Source organism: Streptomyces sp. NPDC054932, assembly GCF_053610205.1.
In genome coordinates this window covers 1-21935 of sequence record NZ_JBSGXU010000138.1, presented here as the reverse complement: position 1 = coordinate 21935, position 21935 = coordinate 1, and the positions used below count along the sequence as shown (strand labels likewise).

Genomic DNA, 21935 nt, shown 5'->3' with positions numbered 1-21935 from the left:
CGTAGTCGAGCGCCACTGCCTTGCTCAGGCCCACCAGGCCGTGCTTAGCCGCCACGTATCCGGCGAAATGGCGGTAGCCCACCAGTCCCGCCGTCGACGCGATGTTGATGATGCCGGGGCCGGGGCGGTGCCGGTGCGACGGGCCGCGGCTACGCCTCGTACGGGCGGGCGGGCCAGGGGGCCAGCGCCGGGCGCAGCGCCCCGATGCCGCCCTCGGAGGCGAGGGCCGCGGCGAGCGCCAGTACGCCGGTCACCAGCCCCGGGTTGTGCAGCTCGCCCGCCAGGACTCCGCGGACCAGGTCTGCGAGCGGCACCCGGGCGATCTCCATGTCCGCCTCCTCCTCGGAGACCTCGTACCGCTCCCCCTCGGCCTCCGCCAGGTCCCGTGCGAGGAAGATCCGGACGGCCTCGTCGGAGCCGCCGGGCGAGGTGAAGAAGTCGGCCAGCACGCGCCATTCGCCCGCCTTGGCGTGCGCCTCCTCGTACAGCTCGCGCTGCGCCGCGTGCAGCGGGTTCTCGCCGGGTACGTCCAGCAGGCCGGCCGGGAGCTCCCACAGCCGGTGCCGCACCGGGTGGCGGAACTGCTTGAGGACCAGCACCCGCTGCTCCTCGTCGAGGGCGAGGACGCACACCGAGCCCGGGTGCACCTGGTAGTCGCGGCGCACCACCGAACTGTCGGGCATCCGGACCTGGTCCGAGCGGACGGACGTCTTCGCGCCCTCGAACGGGGTCCGTGAGGCGACGACCTCCCACGACTCCGGTGTGTCCACGATGTCGTTGCCCATGGCCATGGCCGATACCTTCCCCGAGAACGCGACAGCCGGGGCACGATCCGTGCCCCGGCTGTCTACGTTATGCGGTCAGGCGCTCACTTCGCGGACTGCTGCCGCTCGACGGCCGCCTTGACCAGGCCCGCGAAGAGCGGGTGCGGGCGGGTCGGGCGCGAGCGCAGCTCCGGGTGGGCCTGGGTGGCCACCAGGTAGGGGTGCACCTCGCGCGGGTACTCGACGTACTCGACGAGCTTGTTGTCCGGGGAGGTGCCGGAGAACACGAGGCCCGCCTTCTTCTCCAGCTCACCGCGGTAGGCGTTGTTGACCTCGTAGCGGTGGCGGTGGCGCTCGTCCACGTACGCCTCGTCGCCGTAGACCTCGCGCACGATGGAACCCTCGGCGAGCTTCGCCGGGTACATGCCCAGACGCATGGTGCCGCCCAGGTCGCCCGCGCCCTCGACGAAGGCCAGCTGCTCCTCCATGGTCGAGATGACCGGGTGCGGGGTGGAGGCGTCGAACTCGGTGGAGTTGGCGTCATCGATGCCCGCGAGGTTGCGCGCGGCCTCGATGACCACGCACTGCAGGCCCAGGCACAGGCCGAGCAGCGGGATCCGGTTCTCGCGGGCGTAGGTGATCGCGCCGACCTTGCCGTTCACGCCGCGGTCGCCGAAGCCGCCGGGCACGCAGATCGCGTCCACGTCGGACAGCTGCGCCGCCGCGCCGGCCGCGGTCTTGCAGTCGTCGGAGGTGACCCACTTGATCTGGACGCGGGCCTTGTTGGCGAAACCGCCGGCGCGCAGCGCCTCGGTCACCGACAGGTAGGCGTCGGGCAGGTCGATGTACTTGCCGACGAGCGCGACCTTGACCTCGTGGTCGGGGTTGTGGACCCGGTCGAGCAGGTCCTCCCACACGGTCCAGTCGACGTCGCGGAACGGCAGGTCGAGCTTGCGCACGACGTACGCGTCCAGGCCCTCGGTGTGCAGGACCTTCGGGATGTCGTAGATCGACTTGGCGTCGATGGCCGCGACCACGGCCGCCTCGTCCACGTCGCACATCAGCGAGATCTTGCGCTTGATGGAGGTCGGGACGTCACGGTCGGCGCGCAGCACGATGGCGTCGGGCTGGATGCCGATGTTGCGCAGGGCCGCGACCGAGTGCTGGGTCGGCTTGGTCTTGAGCTCACCGGAGGGGCCGATGTAGGGCAGCAGCGAGATGTGCACGACGAAGACGTTGTCGCGGCCGACCTCGTGGCGGACCTGGCGGACGGTCTCCAGGAAGGGCAGCGACTCGATGTCGCCGACGGTGCCACCGACCTCGGTGATGACGACGTCGACGTCCTCGGTCGCCATGCGGCGGATGCGGTGCTTGATCTCGTTGGTGATGTGCGGGATGACCTGCACGGTGTCACCGAGGTACTCGCCGCGGCGCTCCTTGGCGATGACGGTGTTGTAGACCTGGCCGGTGGTGACGTTGGCCGAGCCGTCGAGGTCGACGTCGAGGAAGCGCTCGTAGTGACCGATGTCCAGGTCGGTCTCGGCGCCGTCGTTGGTGACGAACACCTCGCCGTGCTGGAACGGGTTCATCGTGCCGGGGTCGACGTTCAGGTACGGGTCGAGCTTCTGCATCGTGACCCGCAGACCGCGCGCCTTCAGCAGCGCACCCAGGCTGGAGGCCGTCAGGCCCTTGCCGAGGGAGGAAGCGACACCCCCGGTGACGAAGATGTGCTTGGTCGTCATGGATTTGGGCGGCATCGCCAAGAGGGGGCTCCCGTGGTCGCGAGGTGAGGTGCGTCCGGCGCCGGCCACCGTCGATCCGGAAGGGTCTCAGGGGGCGCCGAAGCTGCGGTTTCGGGGCTCCTGATTCGCACAGGCAGACCACCGGTCCACGGGGTACCAGCCTATCAGCGCCCGGAGCGGTCCGCCTCCGGGCACGCGGCGCGTGCGCCCCGTCCGGGGTCGGACGAGTGCGCCGGGGCGGCATACGCGCCGCTCACCCGTTCGGCCCAGCCACATTCTCCACAGGCTCACGGAGATCACTAGGGTGCCGTCATATCCTGCTCGGATATTGCACACATCACCGCCGGGCAGTCCGTCGGACGGCCTAACCGAGCCGATATACGGAATCATGGGCTCACGCGGAGATCCCTGCACACAGGAGACCGCGCAAACGCGCAATGCAAGCGCCCTTCGGGGCGGACGTGGCCGTTCGACTGGAGATGCACGTGTCCGGGCGCATCGAGGATTACGCACTGATCGGGGACATGCAGACCGCGGCACTGGTCTGTCGGGACGGGGCGGTGGACTGGCTGTGCCTGCCACGCTTCGACTCGCACGCCGTGTTCGCGAGCATTCTCGGCACCGAGGATCACGGGTTCTGGCGGATCGGCCCGTCGTTCCCCGCGGGCACCGAGGCCCCGCGTGCGACCCGCCGCCGCTACCGCGGTGACTCGCTGGTGCTGGAGTCGGAGTGGGACACCCCGCGCGGCAGGGTCCGCGTGATCGACTTCATGCCACCCCGCGAGGACCACGCTCCCCAGCTGATCCGCATCGTGGAGGGCATCAGCGGGCGGGTGCCGATGCGTTCGGCCCTGCGGATGCGCTTCAGCTACGGGCGGGTCGTGCCCTGGGTGCACAAGGTCGACGGGCGCACCGTCGCCGTCGCCGGCCCCGACTCCGTATGGCTGGACGCCGATGCGCAGACCTACGGCAAGGACCTGACGACGTACTCCGACTTCACCGTCGGGCCGGGTGACCGCAAGGCCTTCAGCATCAGCTGGCAGGCCTCGCACCGCGACGCGCCCGAGACCCCCGACGCCGAGGCGGCCCTGGAGTCGACCGCCGAGTTCTGGCGCGAGTGGGTCGACCAGTGCACGTACCACGGGCCCTACCGGGAGGCCGTGATCCGCTCCCTGATCACCCTCAAGGCCCTCACCTACGGCCCCACGGGCGGGATCGTCGCCGCGCCCACCACCTCCCTCCCGGAGGAGATCGGCGGGGTCCGGAACTGGGACTACCGCTACACCTGGCTGCGGGACGCGGCGATCACCCTCTCCTCGCTGCTGCGCACCGGCTACCGCGAGGAGGCCCGCGCCTGGCGCGAGTGGCTGCTGCGCGCGGTCGCCGGCGACCCGGAGAACCTCCAGATCATGTACGGGATCGCGGGCGAGCGGGAGCTCGGCGAGACCGAGCTGGACTGGCTGCCCGGCTACGAGAACTCCCGCCCGGTCCGCGTCGGCAACGGCGCCGCGGGCCAGCTCCAGCTCGACGTGTACGGCGAGGTCACCGAGGCCCTGCACCTGGGCCACATGACCGGGCTGGCCCGCAGCGACTACGCCTCGCTGCTCCAGCTGAAGCTGATCCGCTACCTGGAGACCCACTGGGACCAGCCGGACGAGGGCATCTGGGAGGTGCGCGGCCCGCGCCGCCACTTCGTCCACTCGAAGGTGATGGCCTGGGTCGCCGTGGACCGCACGATCAAGCTGATCGAGAGCGGGGACGCGGACGGCCCGCTGGAGCGGTGGCGCGAGCTGCGCGACGAGATCCACCAGGACGTGTGCGAGAAGGGCTACGACAAGGAGCGCAACACCTTCACCCAGTCGTACGGGTCGAAGGAGCTGGACGCCTCCCTGCTGCTCATTCCGCAGATGGGCTTCCTGCCCCCGGACGACAAGCGGGTCATCGGCACCATCGAGGCGATCCAGCGCGAGCTGTCCACGCCCGACGGCTTCATCCTGCGCTACCCGACGGCGGGCGAGGAGGCCGGCGTGGACGGCCTGGAGGGCGACGAGGGGGCCTTCCTGGCCTGCTCGTTCTGGATGGCCGACGACCTGGCGATGATCGGCCGGGTGGACGAGGCGAGGCGGCTGTTCGAGCGGCTGCTGTCGCTCCGCAACGACCTGGGTCTGCTCGCGGAGGAGTGGGACCCGCGGCTCCAGCGGCAGGTCGGGAACTTCCCGCAGGCCTTCAGCCACGTTCCGCTGATCGACACGGCCCTGCGGCTGACGGCGAGCGGGGCGTACGGCGGCTGATCCCGGGCGGCGCGCCGGGGCCGCGGAACTTCTCGCCGCGCCCCGGTGATCGTCTGCGCCTACGCTGGAAGGGTCCTATGCCCTCCCTCCGGTGGAAGGGGGCAGCCATGGCTCCCCTGTCGAAGGCGGGCGCGGCCCTGACCGCGCTCCGCGAGGATCTGTCCGGCGAGGTCTTCGCCCCGGAGGATCCGGGGTACGACGAGGCCCGGACCCTCTTCAACGCGATGATCGACCGCCGGCCCGCCGTCATCGCCCAGTGCGAGAGCACGGCGGACGTGGTGACCGCCGTGCGTTTCGCGAGGGATCTGGACCTGAACATCGCCGTCCGCGGCGGCGGGCACAGCGTGGCAGGGATGTCCCTCAACGACGGCGGCCTCGTCGTGGACCTGCGGCGGATGCACGAGGTGACGGTCCATCCCGCGGCCGCGGCGGCGCACATCGAGGGCGGGGCCACCATGAGCCACCTGGACCGGGCCTGCGAGCCGTACGGGCTGGCGACCACCGGCGGCCGGGCCTCCACCACGGGCGTCGGCGGCTACGTCCTGGGCGGCGGCAGCGGCTGGCTGGACCGCAAGTTCGGTCTGGCGGTGGACAACCTGCTGGGCGTGGACCTGGTGACCGCCGACGGCGAGCTGGTCCACGCGACGACGGAGGAGCATCCGGAGCTGTTCTGGGGGCTGCACGGCGGCGGCGGGAACTTCGGCGTCGCCACCTCGCTGACCCTGCGGCTGTACGAACTGCCCGCCATGTCGATCGCGTTCCTGCTGTACCTGCCGGAGCGCGGGCCCGAGGTGGTCCGCACGTACCGGGACGTCGTCGAGGCCGGACCGCCCGAGGCCTCGGGCGCCGCCCTCTACCTGACCGGCCCGCCCGAGGAGTTCGTGCCGGCGCACCTGGTCGGCCGGCTGGTGGCCGGGGCGCTGCTGACGTACGCGGGCCCCGAGGAGGAGATGCGCAGACTGGCCGAGCCGCTGCTGGCGATCCCCCACGAGTCCGAGATCGTCACGGCCATCCCGTACGCCGATCTCCAGTGCATGATCGACGACCCGCCGGGCATGCGGAACTACTGGTCGGCCGAGTACCTCACCGGCTGTCCGGACGCGTTCGTGGACGCCTTCTGCGCGCGCGCCGACTCCATGCCGGTGCCGACCGGCACCCAGCACCTGGTCTTCCCGCAGGGCGGCGCCATCGCCTCCGGGCCGGACGACTATCCGGTGCCGTACCGCGACTCGCCCTGGGCGGTCCACCCGTTCGGGATCTGGGAGGACGCAGCCGACGACGAGCGCTGCCGGCAGTGGGTCAAGGACGTGCGCGCCGACGCCCGGCCGTGGAGCACCGGCGCGGTCTACCTGAACTTCACCGGGAACGAGGGCGAGGAGCGGGTGGTCTCCGGCCTCGGGGCCGAGAACATGCAGCGGCTGGGCGCGTTGAAGCGGCAGTACGACCCGGACAACATCTTCCGCTTCAACCACAACATCCAGCCCGCCTGACGATGGGAGCAGGTCTGCCGGTAGCGTCCCGCGATATGGAGAACCAGGGCGGGATCACGGTCCAGCGGGCATTGGAGCTGCCGGGGCTGCGCAGCGGACTGCCGGAGGTGGTGGCCTGCGCCGACCGCCTGGGCCGGACCGTCCGCTGGGTGCACGCGGGCGAGGTTCCGAACATCGCCTCCCTGCTCAAGGGCGGCGAGCTGCTGCTGACCACGGGCCTGGGCCTCGGCACCCGTCCCGCCGAGCAGCGGGCCTTCGTACGCCGCCTCGCGGACCGGGGCATCGCCGCGCTGGTCGTCGAGCTGGGACCGCGCTTCACCCGGCTGCCCTCGACGCTCGTGGAAAGCGCGCGCTCGGCGGGACTGCCTCTGGTCCAGCTCCACCGGGAGGTCCCCTTCGTGGCCGTCACGGAGGAGGTCCACACCGAGATCGTCAACCACCACTACGCCCTGCTCCAGCGGGCCGAGGAGGTCCACCGCCGCTGTACGGAGGCCCTGTTGGGCGGCGGGGGCATCCCCCAGGTGCTGCGGATCCTGGCCGACTTCACGGGGAACCCGGTCTTCCTGGAGACGCCCGACGGGCAGCTGCTGTACGCGGCCGGCAGCACGGCCGGGGACGCGGGCGCGGACCCGCTCCAGGTGTGGGAGGGCCTGCGGGGCCAGCGCGAGGCCGAACCCTCCGCGAACACGGTGGTGGTCGACGTACCGGGCGGGGGCCACGGCACCGGCTCGGTCCGGGCCAGGGTCGTCCTGGTCGGGGTCTCGGCCCCGCTGCTCCCGGTGCACCGGATGGCGGCCGAACGCACGGCGGGCGTCCTGGCCGTCGTCCTGATGCAGGCGCGGCAGGAGGAGGAGCTGGCGGCGCGCGGCCGCGGCGACTTCCTGACGGACCTGGCGGAGGGCCGCATCTCGGCGGAGGACGCGCCGGCGCAGGCCCGGGTCCTGGGCTTCAAGCCGGGCGGCGGTGCGCTGCTGCCGGTGGTCATGCGGCTCTCCACGGACCTCGGCCCGTCCGGGAACTGGGCCGTACTGGCCCGTGCCGTGCTGGAGGAGCTGTCGGCCGTCGGGGTACCGGTGCTGCTGGGCGTCCGCCCGGTCGAGGGCCGTGTCCCGCTGCTGGTCTCCCTGCGTACCGAGTCGGAGCGCACGGCGGTGGCGGACCGGGTGTCGGCCGCGCTGCGGGCGGGCGTCGAACGCGCGGGCCTGGACCGGGCCGACGCCCCGCCGGCCGTGGTCGTCGGCGTGGCGGGTGGCTGGGCGGCCGCCTCGGCGGGCCTGCGGCACGCCGCGGAGACCGCCACGGCGGCCCACGGCCTGCCGGCCCGCCCCTGGTACGACGCGCGCCGCCTCGACATCGACCTGCTGCTGTGGCGGCTGCGCGAACACCCCGACCTGGCGGCCTTCGTGGAGCGCGCGATCGGCCCGCTCCGCACGCACGACACGACCTCGCGGCCGCCGCTGCTGCCGACGCTGGAGACGTACCTGGCCCACGCGGGCCGCAAGGCGGAGACGGCCCGTGAGCTCCACCTGAACCGGCAAACGCTCTACAACCGACTGGCCCGCATCTCGGAACTCCTGGGCACGGACCTGGACGACCCCGAAACGGTCCTCTCCCTGAGCCTGGCCCTGCGCGCCCGCCGCCACACTCCTTCCTGACGCCGGGGCGGGGATCCCGGTGCCGTCCGTGTGCGGGCCGGTGGGCGGTGGCCCTGCGGGGCTGAATTTCAGCCCCGCAGGCGATTGAGGCGCGGGGGTGCGGGGGCGGAGCCCCCGGGACGGCGGCGCGCCGCCCCGACCACCGCTGCCCCGCCGGGAGGCTAGCGGCGGGTACGTTCCATCAGTTCGTCGTAGACCGACAGGACCTGCGCGACCGTGTCGTCCTCCGACGGCCACGTCGCGGCCTGGACGCGCCCTGCGAGCGCCAGCGCGGCCCGGCGGTCCGGGTCGGCCAGCAGGCCGGTCACGGCGGAGGCGAGCGGCCCCGCCTTGCCCGGCGGGACCAGTACCGCACCGTCCCCCACCAGCTCCGCAACACCGCCCACCGCCGTGGCCACCAGCGGTACGCCCGCCCGCAGCGCCTCCTGCGCCAGCAGGGCCCGCGCCTCCCACCGGCTCGGCAGCACCGCCAGGTCCGCCGCCGCCAGCAGCTGCGCCGCGTCCCGGCGGCGCCCCAGCAGCCGTACCGGGAGCCCCTCCGCCTCGATCCGCCGCGCCAGTTCGGCCCGTAGCGGCCCCTCGCCCGCGATCACCAGCAGCGGCACGGGGTCCAGGCCGCGCCACTCCCGGGCCGCGTCGAGGAGTACGGAGTAGCCGCGGTGCGGCACGAGGCTGCCGACGGCGATCAGCAACGGCCTTTCCACCGCGCCGAGTTCCGCCCGGACCTTGCCGGGGTCGGCCGCCGCCCCCGGACCGGCCGGCACTGCGACCGGGGCCAGCCGCGCGTCCCGGGCGCCGCGCCTCCGCGCGAGGTCCACCTGGTCCGAGGAGGCGCCGAGCACCACCGCCGCGGCCCGCGCGACGTGCCGTTCCAGCATCCGCCTCAGCCGCCCGAGCGCACCGGCCGCCATCGGCCCCTCGCCGTGCCAGCTCACCACCAGCGGCACCCGGCGTCCGCGTATGGCCAGAGCGGCGCGCATCCCGGCGCGCACGCCGTGCGCGTGGACGAGGTCGGCCGAGGCGCACGCGGCCCGCAGCACGCTCACCGCGTCGGGCGCGAACTGCGCGCCGGCGCCGGTGAAGTCGTACTCCCCCTCGGCCTGGACGGGCGCACACACCGTGACCCGTACGCCGCGCGCGGCGAGCCCGGTCGCGAGCGACCGTACGTGCGCGCTGCTGCCCGCGCCCGCACGGTCGCCGAGCACTTGCACGGTGCGCAGCGGCGGGCGGCCGTAGGGCTGGGCCGGGACGGAGGTGGAGACCGGGGAGCTGCTCACGGGCCGAAGCTCCAGGGTGAGGGAGTCAGAGATGTCGCCAAGGATGCCAGTCCGCACGCGCGTTCCGGGACCATACGGGTGCGGATCCGGTACGAGATACCGCAGGACGCCCCTCAGCCTCACCCACACGGGCTATCTCCGGGTCGGCCGGGGCACGGCGAAGGGCCCGGAACGTCCTGCGTTCCAGGCCCTCGCCGGGGCATCTCAGGCGTCCGCGCGCGCCGCTGCCAGCAGTTCCTCGGCGTGTGCCCGTGCCGAGACCGAGTCCTCGTGTCCGGCCAGCATCCGCGACAGCTCGCGGATCCGGTGCTCGCCCTCCAGGACGGTGACCCCGCTGCGGGTGACCGAGCCGTCGTTGGTCTTCTCGACGAGCAGCTGCCGGTCCGCGAAGGCGGCCACCTGCGGCAGGTGCGTGACGACGACGACCTGCGCCGTCCTGGCCAGCTTCGCCAGGCGCCGGCCCACCTCGACCGCCGCCTTGCCGCCGACGCCCGCGTCGACCTCGTCGAAGAGGTAGGTGGGCACCGGGTCGGAGCCCGCGAAGACGACCTCCACGGCGAGCATGACCCGGGACAGTTCACCGCCCGAGGCGCCCTTGGCGATCGGCCGCGGCTGGGCGCCGGGGTGCGGGGCCAGCAGCAGCTCGACCTCGTCGGCGCCCGAAGGTCCGTAGGCGACCGGGCGGCCGTCCACGTCCACTCCTTCGGGGTCCTCGGTCTGCCGGATGTCGATGGTCACCCGGGCGTGCGGCATCGCGAGCGAGGCCAGCTCCTGCGTCACCGCGGAGGCGAAGTGCGTCGCGGCCTCCACCCGGGCGTCCGTCAGCGCCTGGGCCAGGACCGACAGTTCGTCGCGCAGCCCGTCACGCTCGGCGGTCAGCTCGGTGATCCGCTCGTCGTCCCCGTCCAGCTCCAGCAGCCGCGCCGCGCCCTGCTCGGCCCACTCCAGTACGGCGTCCACGGTGCCCGCGGAGCCGTACTTGCGGGTCAGCTGGGTCAGGGCGGCCCGCCGCTCCTCCACCGCGGCCAGCCGCAGCGGATCGGCGTCCAGGTCGTCGGCGTAGCCCGCCAGCTCCCCGGCCACGTCGGACAGCAGGATGCCCAGCTCCCCGATCCGCTCGGCGAGCGCGCCGAGGGCCGGGTCGTGCGACCGTACGGATTCCAGCGCGCGGTGGGCGCCCGCGACGAGCATGTTCGCGTCGACGGCCTCCGGGTCCTCGGGGTTGCCCGCGAGCGCGGCGTGCGCGAGCTGCGCCGCCGAGGCCAGCGATTCGGCGTGCCCGAGCCGTTCCGCCTCCGCCGCGAGCTCGGTGTCCTCGCCGGCCACCGGTTCCACGGCGGCGATCTCGTCCAGCCCGAAGCGCAGCAGATCCGCCTCCTGGGCCCGCTCCCGGGCCCGGGTGGTGATCTCCTCCAGCTCGACGGCGACCGCGCGGAGCCTGCGGTAGGCCGAGCCGTACTTCTCCAGCGGGACGGCGACGGCGTCGCCGGCGTACCGGTCGAGCGCCTGCCGCTGCCGGGCCGGGCGCAGCAGCCCCTGCTGGTCGGTCTGGCCGTGTACGGCGACCAGGTCGTCGGCGAGCTCGGCGAGCAGGCCGACGGGCACGGAGCGGCCTCCGACGTGGGCGCGCGAGCGGCCCTCGGCGGAGACGGTCCGGCTGATCAGCAGGGCGCCGTCGTCGAGCTCGGCCCCGGCCTCCTCGGCACGTACGGCGGCGGGGGCGCCGGGGCGCATGACGATGCGGCCCTCGACCACCGCGGCCTTGGCCCCGATCCGTACCAGGGCCGGGTCGGCGCGACCGCCGAGCAGCAGCCCGAGGCTGGTGACGACCATCGTCTTGCCCGCGCCGGTCTCGCCGGTCACCGCGGTGAAACCGGGCGACAGCTCGACCACCGCGTCGTCGATGACCCCGAGCGACCGTATCCGCATCTCCTCAAGCACGGGACGACGATACCGAGGTTTCATGGGTGCCATGTGACGTCACCCGCCGCGAGTTCTCCGAACGCATGTGCTATTTATACTCTCCCGGCCGAACTCCCCACCGTGCCACGGCAATAGCGCCGGGGGGAGGTTGCGGACTCAGTCCGGCCTGCGGGCGACGAGTGCGGCATTCGCGCCCGCAGCGTCCAGCGGGAGGACCGTGACCGGCCCGAATCCGGCGTCGGCCAGCCAGCCGCGGTACTCGGCGTACGTGTAGTTGTGGCCGGACCGGGTCTCGACCAGCATGTTCAGGCCCATCAGGGCCGCCGGGGCGGGCCCGCGCTCGTCGTCGTCGAGGACCAGCTCGCAGATGATCACGGCGCCGCCCGGGGGCAGCGCGGCGAAGCACTTGTCCAGCAGCCTCCGCCCGGTCTCCTCGTCCCAGTCGTGCAGGATCATGCTGAGCAGGATGACGTCGTGACCCCCGGGCAGCCGCTCGTCGTGCAGGAAGTCCCCGTCGCGCGCCTCGATCACCCCCGAGAGCCCGAGGCCGGCCATCTTCTCCCGGGCCATCGCGGCGACCCGCGGCAGGTCGAGGACCGTGGCGCGCAGATGGGGGTGGCGGCGGCACAGGCCGACGGGAAAGGCTCCGGTACCTCCGCCGACGTCGAGCAGCCGCCGGTGGGCGGTGAAGTCGTACGCCTCCGCGAGCCCGGCGGCGGTGAAGGACGAGAGGGTGAACATCGCCTCCCAGAAGCCCTCCAGGATGCCGGGATCGGCCGTGACGAAGGCCGACTCCTGGGCGTCCGGGTCCCAGGTGGTGGGGCGGTTGACGCGCAGGGCCTCACCCAGCCGGTGCCAGGCGGGGTAGCCGTAGCGGTCCGAGTAGCGCACGAACCCGCCGAAGTAGTGCGGGCGCCCCTCGACGAGGAACTCCTGCGCCGTCGGCGCGTTGCCGTAGCGGCCGTCGTCCCCGCGGTCGAGCAGGCCCAGCGCCGTGCAGCAGGCGAGGAGCATCCGGACGGGGCGGGGGTGCAGGCCCAGTTCGGCGCCGATCCGCTGCGCGTCGGCCGCGCCCAGCCGCGCCAGCCCCACCACCGGCCTCGACCACCGGTCCCACAGCCCTGTCGACCCCATCGGCCCCGCCGCCCAGGAGGCACCAGGATGACCACCCCGCGCACGGACGCCCCGGCCGCTTCCGCTTCACCGCCGGAGACGGGCCGGTTCCGCCCCCGCCGGCTGGCCGGGCTGCTGCGTCCCCGCACCGTCGAGGAGGTGGTGGACCTCGTGCGGGCGGCGGCCGCCCGGGCCGCCGAGACCTCCTCCGACGGCGGCGGACCGGCCCCGGTCCCCCTGCACCCGGTCAGCACCGGCCGCAACTGGGGTCTGGGCTCGGCCCTCCCGGTCCGGGACGGCGCCGCCGTCCTGGACCTCTCCGGCCTCGACCGCATCCGCGAGGTCGACACCCTGCGCGGCTACGCGGTCGTCGAACCGGGCGTCACCCAGGACCGGCTGGCGCGGCGACTGGCCCGAACCGACCGCGTACTCAACCTCACGGGCGCCTCCCGCCACACCAGCATCATCGGCAACATCCTCGAACGGGGCGTCGGACTCCACCGGACGCGCGCCGAGGACCTCGCCGGTCTGGAACTCGTCCTCGCCGACGGGCAGCGCGTACGGACCGGCTGGTGGCCGCCGCCCGGCGGGCCCGCCGTCGTGCAGCCGCACGGCTCCGGCCCCTCCCTCAACCACCTGTTCACGCAGGCGTCCTGGGCCGCCGTGACCGCCGCCGTGATCCGCCTGCGACCCCGCCCCCGGACGGTGGCCGTCCTGCCGCTGGCCTTCCCGCCGGACCGGCTGGCCGCCGCCGTCGACCTCCTGCGGGAGTGGACGGCCGGGCACCTCCTCCCGGCCACCACGAAGATCTACGACCCGGTCGCGGCCCGCACCTACGGCGTCCGGGACCGCTGCCTGGCACACCTCGCCCTCACCGGCGACGCCGACGTCACCGACGCCCTGACCCGGATCGTCGCCGACCGGGTGCGCGCCCCGGGGTCCCCCTTCGAGCAGGCCTCCCCGGAGGCCGCCGACGCGGCCGTGCACGCCGCCTACGCCGGCCACCCCGACCCGGCCGACACCCTGTTCCGCCGCAAGACCGGCGGCTGCTGCGCCCGCTGCCTGGACCGGGAGCGGGGCCTGCTGATGTTCCTGCCCCTGGTGCCCTTCCGCGGTACGGCGGTGGCCGAGGCGGCCCGGCTGGTGCGGGACGCGACGGCGGACGCCACCGCCCCCGGCATCACCATGAACGTGCTGGACGCCGACACCGTCGACCACGTGGTGACCCTCGGCTTCGCCCCCGGCGACCCGGACGCGGCCCGGCGGGCCCACCACGCCCTGGACCGGCTGCACGCGGCCTTCGCCGCGCACGGCTGGCTCCCGTACCGGCCGGACGTCGACCACCCCCTGCCCGCCCGGCACACCGTGCTGCACCGGCGGCTGCGCGACGCCCTCGACCCGCACGGCGTGTTCGCGCGGGGCCGTTTCGAAGGGCCGCAGGATCCCTGCGGCCTCTGATCCGGCCGGGCCGCCGCGTCCTCAGCCGGGCGCCCCACGCCAACCCGACACCGGCAACGCGAACTTGGCGACGAGCCGGTCCGTGAAGGACGCGTGGTGCAGCCGGGCGAGCCGCACGGGCACCGCGCCGCGCCGCACCTCGACCCGCGCCCCGGCGGGCAGCTCCAGCGTGCGCCGGCCGTCGCACCACAGCACGCCGTGCGGAGTGCCGTTCTGCACCTCCACCGCCAGCACCGAGGTCGGCGAGGTCACCAGCGGCTTCGCGAACAGCGCGTGCGCGCTGATCGGCACCATCAGCAGCGCCTCCACCTCCGGCCAGACCACCGGCCCGCCCGCGGAGAAGGCGTAGGCCGTGGAGCCCGTCGGAGTCGCGCAGACGATCCCGTCGCAGCCGAAACCGGTCACCGGGCGCCCGTCGATCTCCAGGACCACCTCCAGCATCCGCTCCGGGGACACCTTCTGGACCGCGGCCTCGTTCAGCGCCCAGTCCCGGTGGACCACATCGCCGTTCGTGCGCACGATCACGTCGAGCGTCATCCGCTCCTCGACCTCGTACGAGCGCGTCACCACCCGGTCCACGACCTTGTCCAGGTCGTCGCGCTCGGCCTCGGCGAGGAACCCCACCCGGCCCAGGTTGACGCCCAGCATCGGCACCCCCGAGGCGCGCGCGAACTCCGCGCCCCGCAGCAGGGTCCCGTCGCCGCCCAGGACGATCAGCAGCTCACACCCGTCGAGCACGCCCGGGGTGGACTCGGTGACCAGCTCCACCTCGGGCGGCAGCGGCAGGTCCACCGCCTCGTGCTCCATGACGCGCACGCCCAGCCCGCACCTCAGCAGCCCCTGCACGACCAGCTCGGCACTGCGGATGGCCGCCGGCCGCCCGGTGTGCGCGAGCAGGAAGACCGTCCGGCCTTCCCCGGACACCCGCGAATCCCCCGAAACCCCCGGAGCCTGCAAAACCCCGGAGGCCTCCGAACCAGAACCAGAACCAGAACCCGCCGAACCCGATGAATCTGTCACTGAGGCCCCTCCGCCACTGCACGGTCAACATCCGCCGGGTCGAGTGCCGGTGCCCCCGCCCGCAGCCACAGAAAGTACTCGACGTTCCCCGACGGCCCCGGCAACGGACTCGCCGTCACACCGAGCACGCCCAGCCCCAGCTTCGCCGCGTGCGCCGCGACCTCGCGCACGGCCTGCGCCCGCAGCTCCGGGCTGCGCACCACGCCGCCGCTCCCCAGCCGGTCCTTGCCGACCTCGAACTGCGGCTTGACCATCAGCACCAGGTCCGCGTCCGGCGCGCAGCAGCGCACCAGCGCCGGCAGCACCAGACCGATGGAAATGAACGACAGGTCTCCGACGACCAGGTCGACCGGAACGCCGTCGAGCTGCTCCACCGTCAGCTCGCGCACGTTCGTGCGGTCCTTGACGGTGACCCGGTCGTCGCTCTGCAGCGACCAGGCCAGCTGTCCGTAACCGACGTCCACGGCCATGACGTGGGCCACGCCCGAGCGCAGCAGCACGTCGGTGAACCCGCCGGTGGAAGCGCCGGCGTCCAGCGCGCGGCGGCCCTCGACGGCCAGTCCCTGCGGCTGGAAGGCCGCCAGCGCGCCGGCCAGCTTGTGGCCGCCCCGGGAGACGTAGTCGGGGTCGCTGTCGTCCTGGCGGACCACCAGGGCCGCGCTGGTCTCGACCTGGGTGGCCGCCTTGGTCGCGGTGGTGCCGCCCACGGTCACCCGGCCCGCGGCGATCAGCTGCGCGGCGTGCTCGCGCGAGCGGGCCATGCTGCGGCGTACCAGTTCGGCGTCCAGGCGGCGGCGTGCCACTCCTGCCACGTTCGGTTCAGCTCCTGTTTTCGTACGGACCAGGGACGGGCGGTGCGTCCAGCGCGGTCAGCGCCTCGCGCAGCCCCCTGTGGACATCCTCGTACACCTCGACGTGCCCGTCCGCCGCGAGGTGGTCCGCGTCCGCCAGCCGCGCCAGGTGGGCGTCCACGCCGGCATGGCCGGTGGGCGTGCGTACGATGCCCAGTGCCACGGGCCCGGCGGGCTCGGTGGGCTCGGCCGGCCAGGCGGGCTCGGCGGGCTCTTCGGCCCGGGTCTCGGCAGCTTCGTCGGTCATGCCCCGACGCTACCCCGAAGCGCCCGGCGACCACGCACGGCTCTGCGGTACGGTCGTGATCACGATGGCTACGATCCAGGAGTGCCGCGAAGCACTCGACAGACTCTCCGACAACCTCGCCCGGGCCGATGACGGCGTACGCGGTGCGGCCGCGTTCGACCGCTCCCTGAGCTGCCACATCACGGACCTGGACCAGACGTTCACGGGCCGCCTGGCGGGCGGCCGCATCCGGGTGGACGCGCTCACCCCGGGCCCGCCGGCCGACAAGGCCGAGATCCGGCTCGCGATGACCGGCGACGACCTCGTGGCCCTGGTCGCGGGCGAGCTGAAGTTCGCCAAGGCCTGGGCCTCCGGCCGGGTCCGCCTCGAAGCCGGCTTCCGCGACCTGCTGCGGCTCAAGAGCATGCTCTAGCGGAGCTCTGCCGGCCCCGTCGCCGTTCGAGGTGCGGTGCCCGGGGCAACGCCCCCGCACCGCACCCGGCACCCGGCAGATCCCGACCGGAGGGCTACTCGGCGACCCGGGCCACCACACGGGCCTTGCGGGCCGCCGGGACCACCAGCGGGGTCCCCGTCTCCGGATCCGGGATCACCTGGCAGCGCAGCCCGAAGACCTTCTCCACGAGCTCCGCGGTGACCACCTCCTGCGGCGGTCCCTCGGCCACGACCGTCCCGCCCCGCATCGCGATCAGGTGCGTGGCGTAGCGGGCCGCGTGGTTGAGGTCGTGCAGCACGGCGACGAGCGTGCGGCCCTGCTCCTCGTGCAGCTCCGCGCACAGGTCCAGCACGTCGATCTGGTGCTGGATGTCCAGGTACGTCGTCGGCTCGTCGAGCAGCAGCAGCGGGGTCTGCTGGGCCAGCGCCATGGCGATCCACACCCGCTGCCGCTGTCCGCCCGACAGCTCGTCCACGGCCCGGTCGGCCAGCTCGGCGACCCCGGTCGAGGCCATCGACTCGCTCACGATCCGCTCGTCCTCGGCCGACCACTGCCGCAGCAGCCCCTGGTGCGGGTACCGGCCGCGCGCGACCAGGTCGGCCACCGTGATGCCGTCCGGCGCGACCGAGGACTGCGGGAGCAGGCCCAGGGTCTTGGCGACCTTCTTCGCGGGCAGCGACCCGATGGCCTGCCCGTCCAGCAGCACCCGCCCGGCGGAGGGCTTCAGCATCCGCGACAGGGCCCGCAGCAGCGTGGACTTGCCGCAGGCGTTGGGGCCGACGATCACCGTGAAGGAGTTGTCGGGGATCTCCACCGACAGGTTCTCGGCGATGACCCGCTGGTCGTAGCCGAGGGTCACGTTCTCCGCGGTCAGCCGCTGCACTTGCGTACTCCTCATGTCGCGATACGTCGCAGTCATATACGTCCCGCCCTGCGCTCGGTGACGAGCAGCCAGAGCAGGTAGACACCGCCGACGAGGCCGGTCACCACGCCCACCGGCAGTTGGTCGGCGCCGAAGGCCCGCTGCGAGGCCCAGTCGGAAGCCATCAGCAGCACCGCGCCCATCAGGGCGGCGCCCAGCAGGTTCCCGCCGGGCGACCGGGTCAGCCGCCGGGCCAGCTGCGGCGCGGCCAGCGCGACGAAGCTGATGGGGCCGGCCGCGGCGCTCGCCGCGGTGGTGAGCAGGATCGCCGCGAGCATCAGCAGCATCCGCGTCCGCTCCACCCGCACCCCGAGGGCGTACGCCGCGTCGTCGCCCATCTCCATCATCCGCAGGGCCCGGCCCTGCCCGAGGACGAGCGGGAAGAGCACCGCGCACACCGCGAGCAGCGGCCACACCTGCGCCCAGTCCCGGCCGGCCAGCGAGCCCGTCAGCCAGACCGTGGCACGGGTGGCCTCGATCATCTGGGCCTTGGTGATCAGGTACTGGATCACGGCGATGAGCACCGCGGAGGCGCCGATGCCGACGAGCACCAGCCGGTACCCGTGGATGCCCTGCTTGTACGCCAGCAGGTAGACGACGACTCCGGCCAGCAGCCCGCCGACGAGCGCGCCGACGGCCACCTCGTTGGCGTCCCCCTTGAACAGGATGATGACGACGAGCGCCCCGACCACCGAGCCGTACCCGAAGCCCAGCATGTCGGGGGAGCCGAGCGGGTTGCGGGAGACCGACTGGAAGACGGCTCCGGACATCCCGAGCGCCGCGCCGACGAGCAGCGCGACCAGGACCCGCGGCAGCCGCAGCTCGTTGACGATGAAGTCGTTGGCGGGGGTGCCGTTGCCCAGCAGGGTCTGCACGACGTCCCACGGCGCGACCCGGAAGTCGCCCGTGCCGATGAGCAGCACGGCCAGCGCGAGCGCCACCGCGGTCAGCAGGATCCCGACCGCCAGGGCGCGCCGCTCGACGCGCAGCGAGAACCCGCCGGGCAGGCGCAGCGGACGGGGTCCGGACCGGCCCTTGCGCGGGGTGTCGGCGGCAGTCACGGTCGCGGTCACAGCTGGGCCATCCTCTTGCGCCGAACCAGGTAGATGAAGACCGGGCCGCCGATGAGCGCGGTCACGACGCCGACCTGCAGTTCGGCGGGCCGGGTGACGACACGGCCGATGACGTCGGCGCCGAGCAGCAGCACCGGCGACAGGACGGCCGAGTACGCGAGCACCCAGCGCATGTCGGGACCGGTGAACGCCCGCACGAGGTGCGGGATCATCAGTCCGATGAACACGATCGGCCCGCACGCGGCGGTCGCCGCGCCGCACAGCAGGGTGATGGCGATCATGGCGCCGATCCGGGTCCGCATCAGGTGGGCGCCGAGCGCCCGCGCCGTGTCGTCGCCCATGGCCATCGCGTTGAGCGGACGGCCCAGCGCCAGCGCCAGCACCGCACCGACGAGCAGGAAGGGGGCCACCTGCCGGACGGTGTCCATGTTGGCCGAGGCCAGCGAACCCACCGTCCAGAAGCGCAGCTTGTCCAGCGCCTTGCTGTCCATCAGCTGCACGGCGTTGATGTAGCCGATCAGGGCCGCGCTGGCCGCCGTACCGGCGAGCGCGAGGCGCACCGGCGTCGCGCTGCGGCTGCCGCCGAGCACGTACACGACGACCGAGACCACGGCGGCGCCGAGGAAGGCCCACCACACGAACTCGCTCAGCGAGGTCGCGCCGAAGAAGCTGATCGCGGAGACCACCGCGGCCGCGGCGCCCGCGTTGACGCCGAGGATGCCGGGCTCGGCCAGCGGGTTGCGGGTCAGCGCCTGCATCACCGCACCGGACAGGCCGAGCCCCAGCCCGACCAGCAGACCGAGGAGGGTGCGCGGGACCCGCAGGTCCCGCACGACCACGTCGGAGGGCGTCCCCGCGTAGGCGAACAGGCCGTGCCAGACCTCGTCCAGGGACATCGGCTTGGCGCCCACGGCGATGCTCACGACGGCGATCAGCGCCAGCACCGCGAGCGCGGCGAGCAGACCGGCGGCGCGCACGGCATGGCGCGGGCGGGCTACGGCGGCCACGGCGCCCTGTTCGGGCTCCGCGTTCCGTTCGGGTTCAGGAGGACTCTCGACCAACACGCAGGTTAGGCTAACCTACCCTCCGCACAGTCGGGTCACCCGTACGGCCCTTATGAGATCCGCTAAAGACCCAGCCTGGCCAGCGCCTTCGCCGCATCCAGCGTGCAGACTCCGTCCCCGGCCACCGTCCAGGCCGCCGCGCACAGCGCCCGCAGCCCGTCGAGCGGATCCCCGTCCGTCGCGTCCGCCCCGTCCGCGCCGCGCAGTTCCAGCACACCGCCGTTCGTCGCGACCGCCGTCCAGCCGCCGCAGCGGAAGCCCTCCGCGACCGGCTCCACCTCCGGCTGACCGGTCAGCAGCCCCCGCAGGTCCCGGTCCACGTAGGTCGGCCGGTGCCTCGGCCCGGCCCGCAGCAGCTGCTCCGCGTCCGTCACCCCGGTCAGCACCAGCAGCGAGTCCACCTCCCCGTTGAAGGCGCCCTCGATGTCGGTGTCCAGCCGGTCCCCGACCACCAGCGGCCGCTCGGCCCCGGTCCGCAGCACCGTCTCCCGGTGCATCGGGGGCAGCGGCTTGCCCGCCACCTGCGGCTCCGCGCCCGTGGCGATCCGTACGACCTCCACCGCGGCCCCGTTGCCCGGCGCGATCCCCCGCGCCCCCGGAATCGTCAGGTCGGTGTTCGACGCGAACCACGGCACCCCGCGGTTGATCGCGTACGAGGCCTCCGCGAACCGCCCCCACGGCAGGTCGGGACCCCCGTACCCCTGGACGACCGCCGCGAGGCCCTCCTCCTCGGCCGAATCCACCGGCACCAGACCCCGCTCGCGCAGCGCGACCCGCAGCCCCTCCCCGCCGATCACCAGCACCTTCGACCCCGGCTCGACCTGCTCCGCGATCAGCCGGGCCACGGCCTGCGCCGAGGTGATCACCTCGGCCGCCTCCGTCGGGATGCCCAGCTCGCCCAGGTGCTCCGCGACCGCGTCCGGCGTCCGCAGCGCGTTGTTCGTCACGTACGCGAGGTGCATCCCGTCGGCCCGGGCCGCGGCGAGGGAGTCCACGGCGTGCACGATGGCCTCGCCTCCCGCGTACACCACGCCGTCCAGGTCCAACAGAGCGGTGTCGTACGCCTGGTGCAGACTCTGCTCACTCGCCGCGGGACTGGTCCTGCTCTGCCGGGTCATCCTGTCGGCTCCTCACACAATTCGATCTTGTCCGATTTCCGTACTGCCCCGATCGTCCCGCATGGCGAGACGCGTCTTACCATGCACCAATGATCACATCTGACACCGCGGAGCATGGGCTGCGCCTGATCCCGTTCCATGGCCTGCGCTACGTCCCCGAGCGTGTCGGCAGCCTCGCCGCCGTCACCTCGCCGCCGTACGACGTGGTCGTGCGCCCCGACGGAGTCGACCACCTCGAATCCGCCGACCCGCACAACATCGTCCGCCTGATCCTCCCGCAGGCCGGCACCCCGGCCGCACGCAACGAACAGGCAGCGCGCACCCTGCACGACTGGCTCGCCGAGGGCGTCCTCAGCGCCGACCCCGAGCCCGCGCTCTACGTGTACGAGCAGCGGAAGGCCGGGCTGCTCCAGCGCGGCGTCATCGGCGCCCTCGCCCTGTCCGCCGCCGACGCAGGCATCGTCCTCCCCCACGAGGACGTCATGCCGGACGTGGTCACCGACCGGGCCGGGCTGATGCGGGCCACCTCCGCCAACCTCGAACCCCTGCTCCTCACCTACCGGGGCGACGACCCCGGCACGGGAGCGGCCGCGATCGTCGAACGGACCGCCCAGCGCGCCCCCCTCCTGTCGACGACCACCGAGGACGGCTTCCAGCACCGCCTCTGGGCCATCACCGATCCCGCCGAAATCGACACCGTAACGGCGGATCTCAGCCACCGGCAGGCCCTCATCGCCGACGGCCACCACCGCTGGGCGACGTACCTGCGCCTCCAGGAGGAGCACGGCTCCCCCACCCCCTGGGACTTCGGCCTGGTCCTCCTCGTGGACACCGCCCGCTACCCGCTCCAGGTCCGCGCCATCCACCGGATGCTGCGCCGCCTCCCGGTCGCGGACGCCCTCGCCGCCCTCGAGGGGCACTTCCGCGTCCACCCGGTCGACGGACCGCTCCCGCTGGCCCTGGACGCCCTCGCGGACGCCTCGGAACGCGGCAACGCCTTCCTCATCGCCGGCGACGGCTCGTTCCGCCTGGTCACCGACCCGGACCTGACCCTCCTCGACAGCACCGTCCGCCACGACCGCCCCGAGGCCTGGCGCCGGCTGGACGCCACCGTCCTGCACGCGACCCTGCTCGACGCCCTCTGGCACATCCCGGACGCCCCCGAGGAGATCACGTACATCCACGACGCCGCGTCCACCGTCGCCATGGCCGAACGGCACGGCGGTACCGCGGTCCTGCTGCACCCGGTACGCGAGGAGGTCGTACGGGACCTGGCCCGCCAGGGCGTCACGATGCCCCGCAAGTCCACGTCCTTCGGACCGAAGCCGGCCACCGGCCTGGTCCTGCGCGGCCTGAGCTGAGCCGCCACCGGAGACCGGACCCCGGACATGAAGAAGGGCGGTACCCCGGCCGGGGTACCGCCCCCGGGGCATTTACACAACAACGAGCCCACCAGACCGCACAGGCTCGCGGTTGGCGTCGTGAGGGTTTAAA

18 protein-coding genes and 1 pseudogene are annotated in these 21935 nt (G+C 73.5%); 6 read left to right on the top strand and 13 right to left on the bottom strand.

All coding sequences use genetic code 11. The features are described from left to right. The 3 genes and pseudogenes from ACWGE1_RS29245 to ACWGE1_RS29235 all read right to left on the bottom strand — a co-directional run. Window positions 1-112 (bottom strand): annotated as a pseudogene (locus ACWGE1_RS29245) (SDR family NAD(P)-dependent oxidoreductase); the annotation flags it as partial. A 37-nt stretch (window positions 113-149) separates the two neighbouring features. Continuing rightward, on the bottom strand, window positions 150-785 hold the full coding sequence (locus ACWGE1_RS29240) for an NUDIX domain-containing protein (RefSeq protein WP_453423462.1): 636 nt from the start codon (window positions 783-785) through the stop codon (window positions 150-152). Between the two features lie 83 nt (window positions 786-868). Further along, window positions 869-2521 carry a CTP synthase gene (locus ACWGE1_RS29235; protein WP_453423460.1) on the bottom strand — a complete coding sequence of 551 codons (1653 nt, stop codon included), beginning with the start codon at window positions 2519-2521 and terminating at the stop codon, window positions 869-871. Window positions 2522-2967: 446 nt separating this feature from the next. Here ACWGE1_RS29235 and ACWGE1_RS29230 point away from each other — a divergent pair, with 446 nt between their 5' ends. From ACWGE1_RS29230 to ACWGE1_RS29220, 3 genes are all read left to right on the top strand, one after another. Next, complete coding sequence (locus ACWGE1_RS29230) at window positions 2968-4797, top strand: glycoside hydrolase family 15 protein (RefSeq protein ID WP_453423459.1); 1830 nt, start codon at window positions 2968-2970, stop codon at window positions 4795-4797. 107 nt (window positions 4798-4904) lie between these two features. After that, window positions 4905-6287, top strand: coding sequence for an FAD-binding oxidoreductase (locus ACWGE1_RS29225; RefSeq protein ID WP_453423458.1), 1383 nt, complete (start codon window positions 4905-4907; stop codon window positions 6285-6287). A 35-nt stretch (window positions 6288-6322) separates the two neighbouring features. After that, on the top strand, window positions 6323-7942 hold the full coding sequence (locus tag ACWGE1_RS29220; RefSeq protein ID WP_453423457.1) for a PucR family transcriptional regulator: 1620 nt from the start codon (window positions 6323-6325) through the stop codon (window positions 7940-7942). A gap of 161 nt (window positions 7943-8103) precedes the next feature. On the opposite strand, the gene ACWGE1_RS29215 is transcribed toward ACWGE1_RS29220, so the two are convergent. From ACWGE1_RS29215 to ACWGE1_RS29205, 3 genes are all read right to left on the bottom strand, one after another. Beyond that, on the bottom strand, window positions 8104-9219 hold the full coding sequence (locus ACWGE1_RS29215) for a glycosyltransferase family 4 protein (RefSeq protein ID WP_453423456.1): 1116 nt from the start codon (window positions 9217-9219) through the stop codon (window positions 8104-8106). 204 nt (window positions 9220-9423) lie between these two features. Next, on the bottom strand, window positions 9424-11148 hold the full coding sequence (gene recN, locus ACWGE1_RS29210) for a DNA repair protein RecN (RefSeq protein WP_453423461.1): 1725 nt from the start codon (window positions 11146-11148) through the stop codon (window positions 9424-9426). 150 nt (window positions 11149-11298) lie between these two features. Next, complete coding sequence (locus ACWGE1_RS29205; RefSeq protein ID WP_453423455.1) at window positions 11299-12276, bottom strand: methyltransferase; 978 nt, start codon at window positions 12274-12276, stop codon at window positions 11299-11301. 27 nt (window positions 12277-12303) lie between these two features. Between ACWGE1_RS29205 and ACWGE1_RS29200 the strand changes: the two genes are divergently transcribed. Further along, window positions 12304-13713, top strand: a complete 1410-nt coding sequence (locus tag ACWGE1_RS29200; RefSeq protein ID WP_453423454.1) for an FAD-binding oxidoreductase — start codon at window positions 12304-12306, stop codon at window positions 13711-13713. Window positions 13714-13734: 21 nt separating this feature from the next. On the opposite strand, the gene ACWGE1_RS29195 is transcribed toward ACWGE1_RS29200, so the two are convergent. The 3 genes from ACWGE1_RS29195 to ACWGE1_RS29185 are packed head-to-tail and all read right to left on the bottom strand — an operon-like array spanning window position 13735 to window position 15831. Then, window positions 13735-14670, bottom strand: coding sequence for an NAD kinase (locus ACWGE1_RS29195; protein WP_453423453.1), 936 nt, complete (start codon window positions 14668-14670; stop codon window positions 13735-13737). 59 nt (window positions 14671-14729) lie between these two features. Further along, on the bottom strand, window positions 14730-15545 hold the full coding sequence (locus ACWGE1_RS29190) for a TlyA family RNA methyltransferase (RefSeq protein WP_453423452.1): 816 nt from the start codon (window positions 15543-15545) through the stop codon (window positions 14730-14732). Between the two features lie 7 nt (window positions 15546-15552). Beyond that, window positions 15553-15831: a hypothetical protein gene (locus ACWGE1_RS29185; RefSeq protein ID WP_453423451.1), complete on the bottom strand. Its 279-nt coding sequence runs from the start codon at window positions 15829-15831 to the stop codon at window positions 15553-15555. 64 nt (window positions 15832-15895) lie between these two features. On the opposite strand from ACWGE1_RS29185, the gene ACWGE1_RS29180 reads away from it, so the two are divergent. Next, window positions 15896-16243 carry an SCP2 sterol-binding domain-containing protein gene (locus tag ACWGE1_RS29180; protein WP_453423450.1) on the top strand — a complete coding sequence of 116 codons (348 nt, stop codon included), beginning with the start codon at window positions 15896-15898 and terminating at the stop codon, window positions 16241-16243. A gap of 94 nt (window positions 16244-16337) precedes the next feature. Here the strand turns inward: ACWGE1_RS29180 and ACWGE1_RS29175 are convergent, their stop codons facing one another. The 4 genes from ACWGE1_RS29175 to ACWGE1_RS29160 form a co-directional block, all read right to left on the bottom strand. Continuing rightward, window positions 16338-17183: an ABC transporter ATP-binding protein gene (locus ACWGE1_RS29175; protein ID WP_453423449.1), complete on the bottom strand. Its 846-nt coding sequence runs from the start codon at window positions 17181-17183 to the stop codon at window positions 16338-16340. Then, window positions 17180-18259, bottom strand: a complete 1080-nt coding sequence (locus ACWGE1_RS29170) for a FecCD family ABC transporter permease (protein ID WP_453423448.1) — start codon at window positions 18257-18259, stop codon at window positions 17180-17182. Before ACWGE1_RS29170 ends, ACWGE1_RS29175 begins: the two co-directional genes overlap by 4 nt. Then, window positions 18256-19323, bottom strand: a complete 1068-nt coding sequence (locus ACWGE1_RS29165) for a FecCD family ABC transporter permease (protein WP_453423447.1) — start codon at window positions 19321-19323, stop codon at window positions 18256-18258. Before ACWGE1_RS29165 ends, ACWGE1_RS29170 begins: the two co-directional genes overlap by 4 nt. 62 nt (window positions 19324-19385) lie before the next feature. Then, window positions 19386-20441, bottom strand: coding sequence for an HAD hydrolase-like protein (locus ACWGE1_RS29160; RefSeq protein WP_453423446.1), 1056 nt, complete (start codon window positions 20439-20441; stop codon window positions 19386-19388). Window positions 20442-20530: 89 nt separating this feature from the next. Between ACWGE1_RS29160 and ACWGE1_RS29155 the strand changes: the two genes are divergently transcribed. Next, entirely contained in the window at window positions 20531-21802 is a 1272-nt protein-coding gene (locus ACWGE1_RS29155) for a DUF1015 domain-containing protein (protein ID WP_453423445.1), read from the top strand. The last annotated feature ends 133 nt before the right edge of the window (window positions 21803-21935 follow it).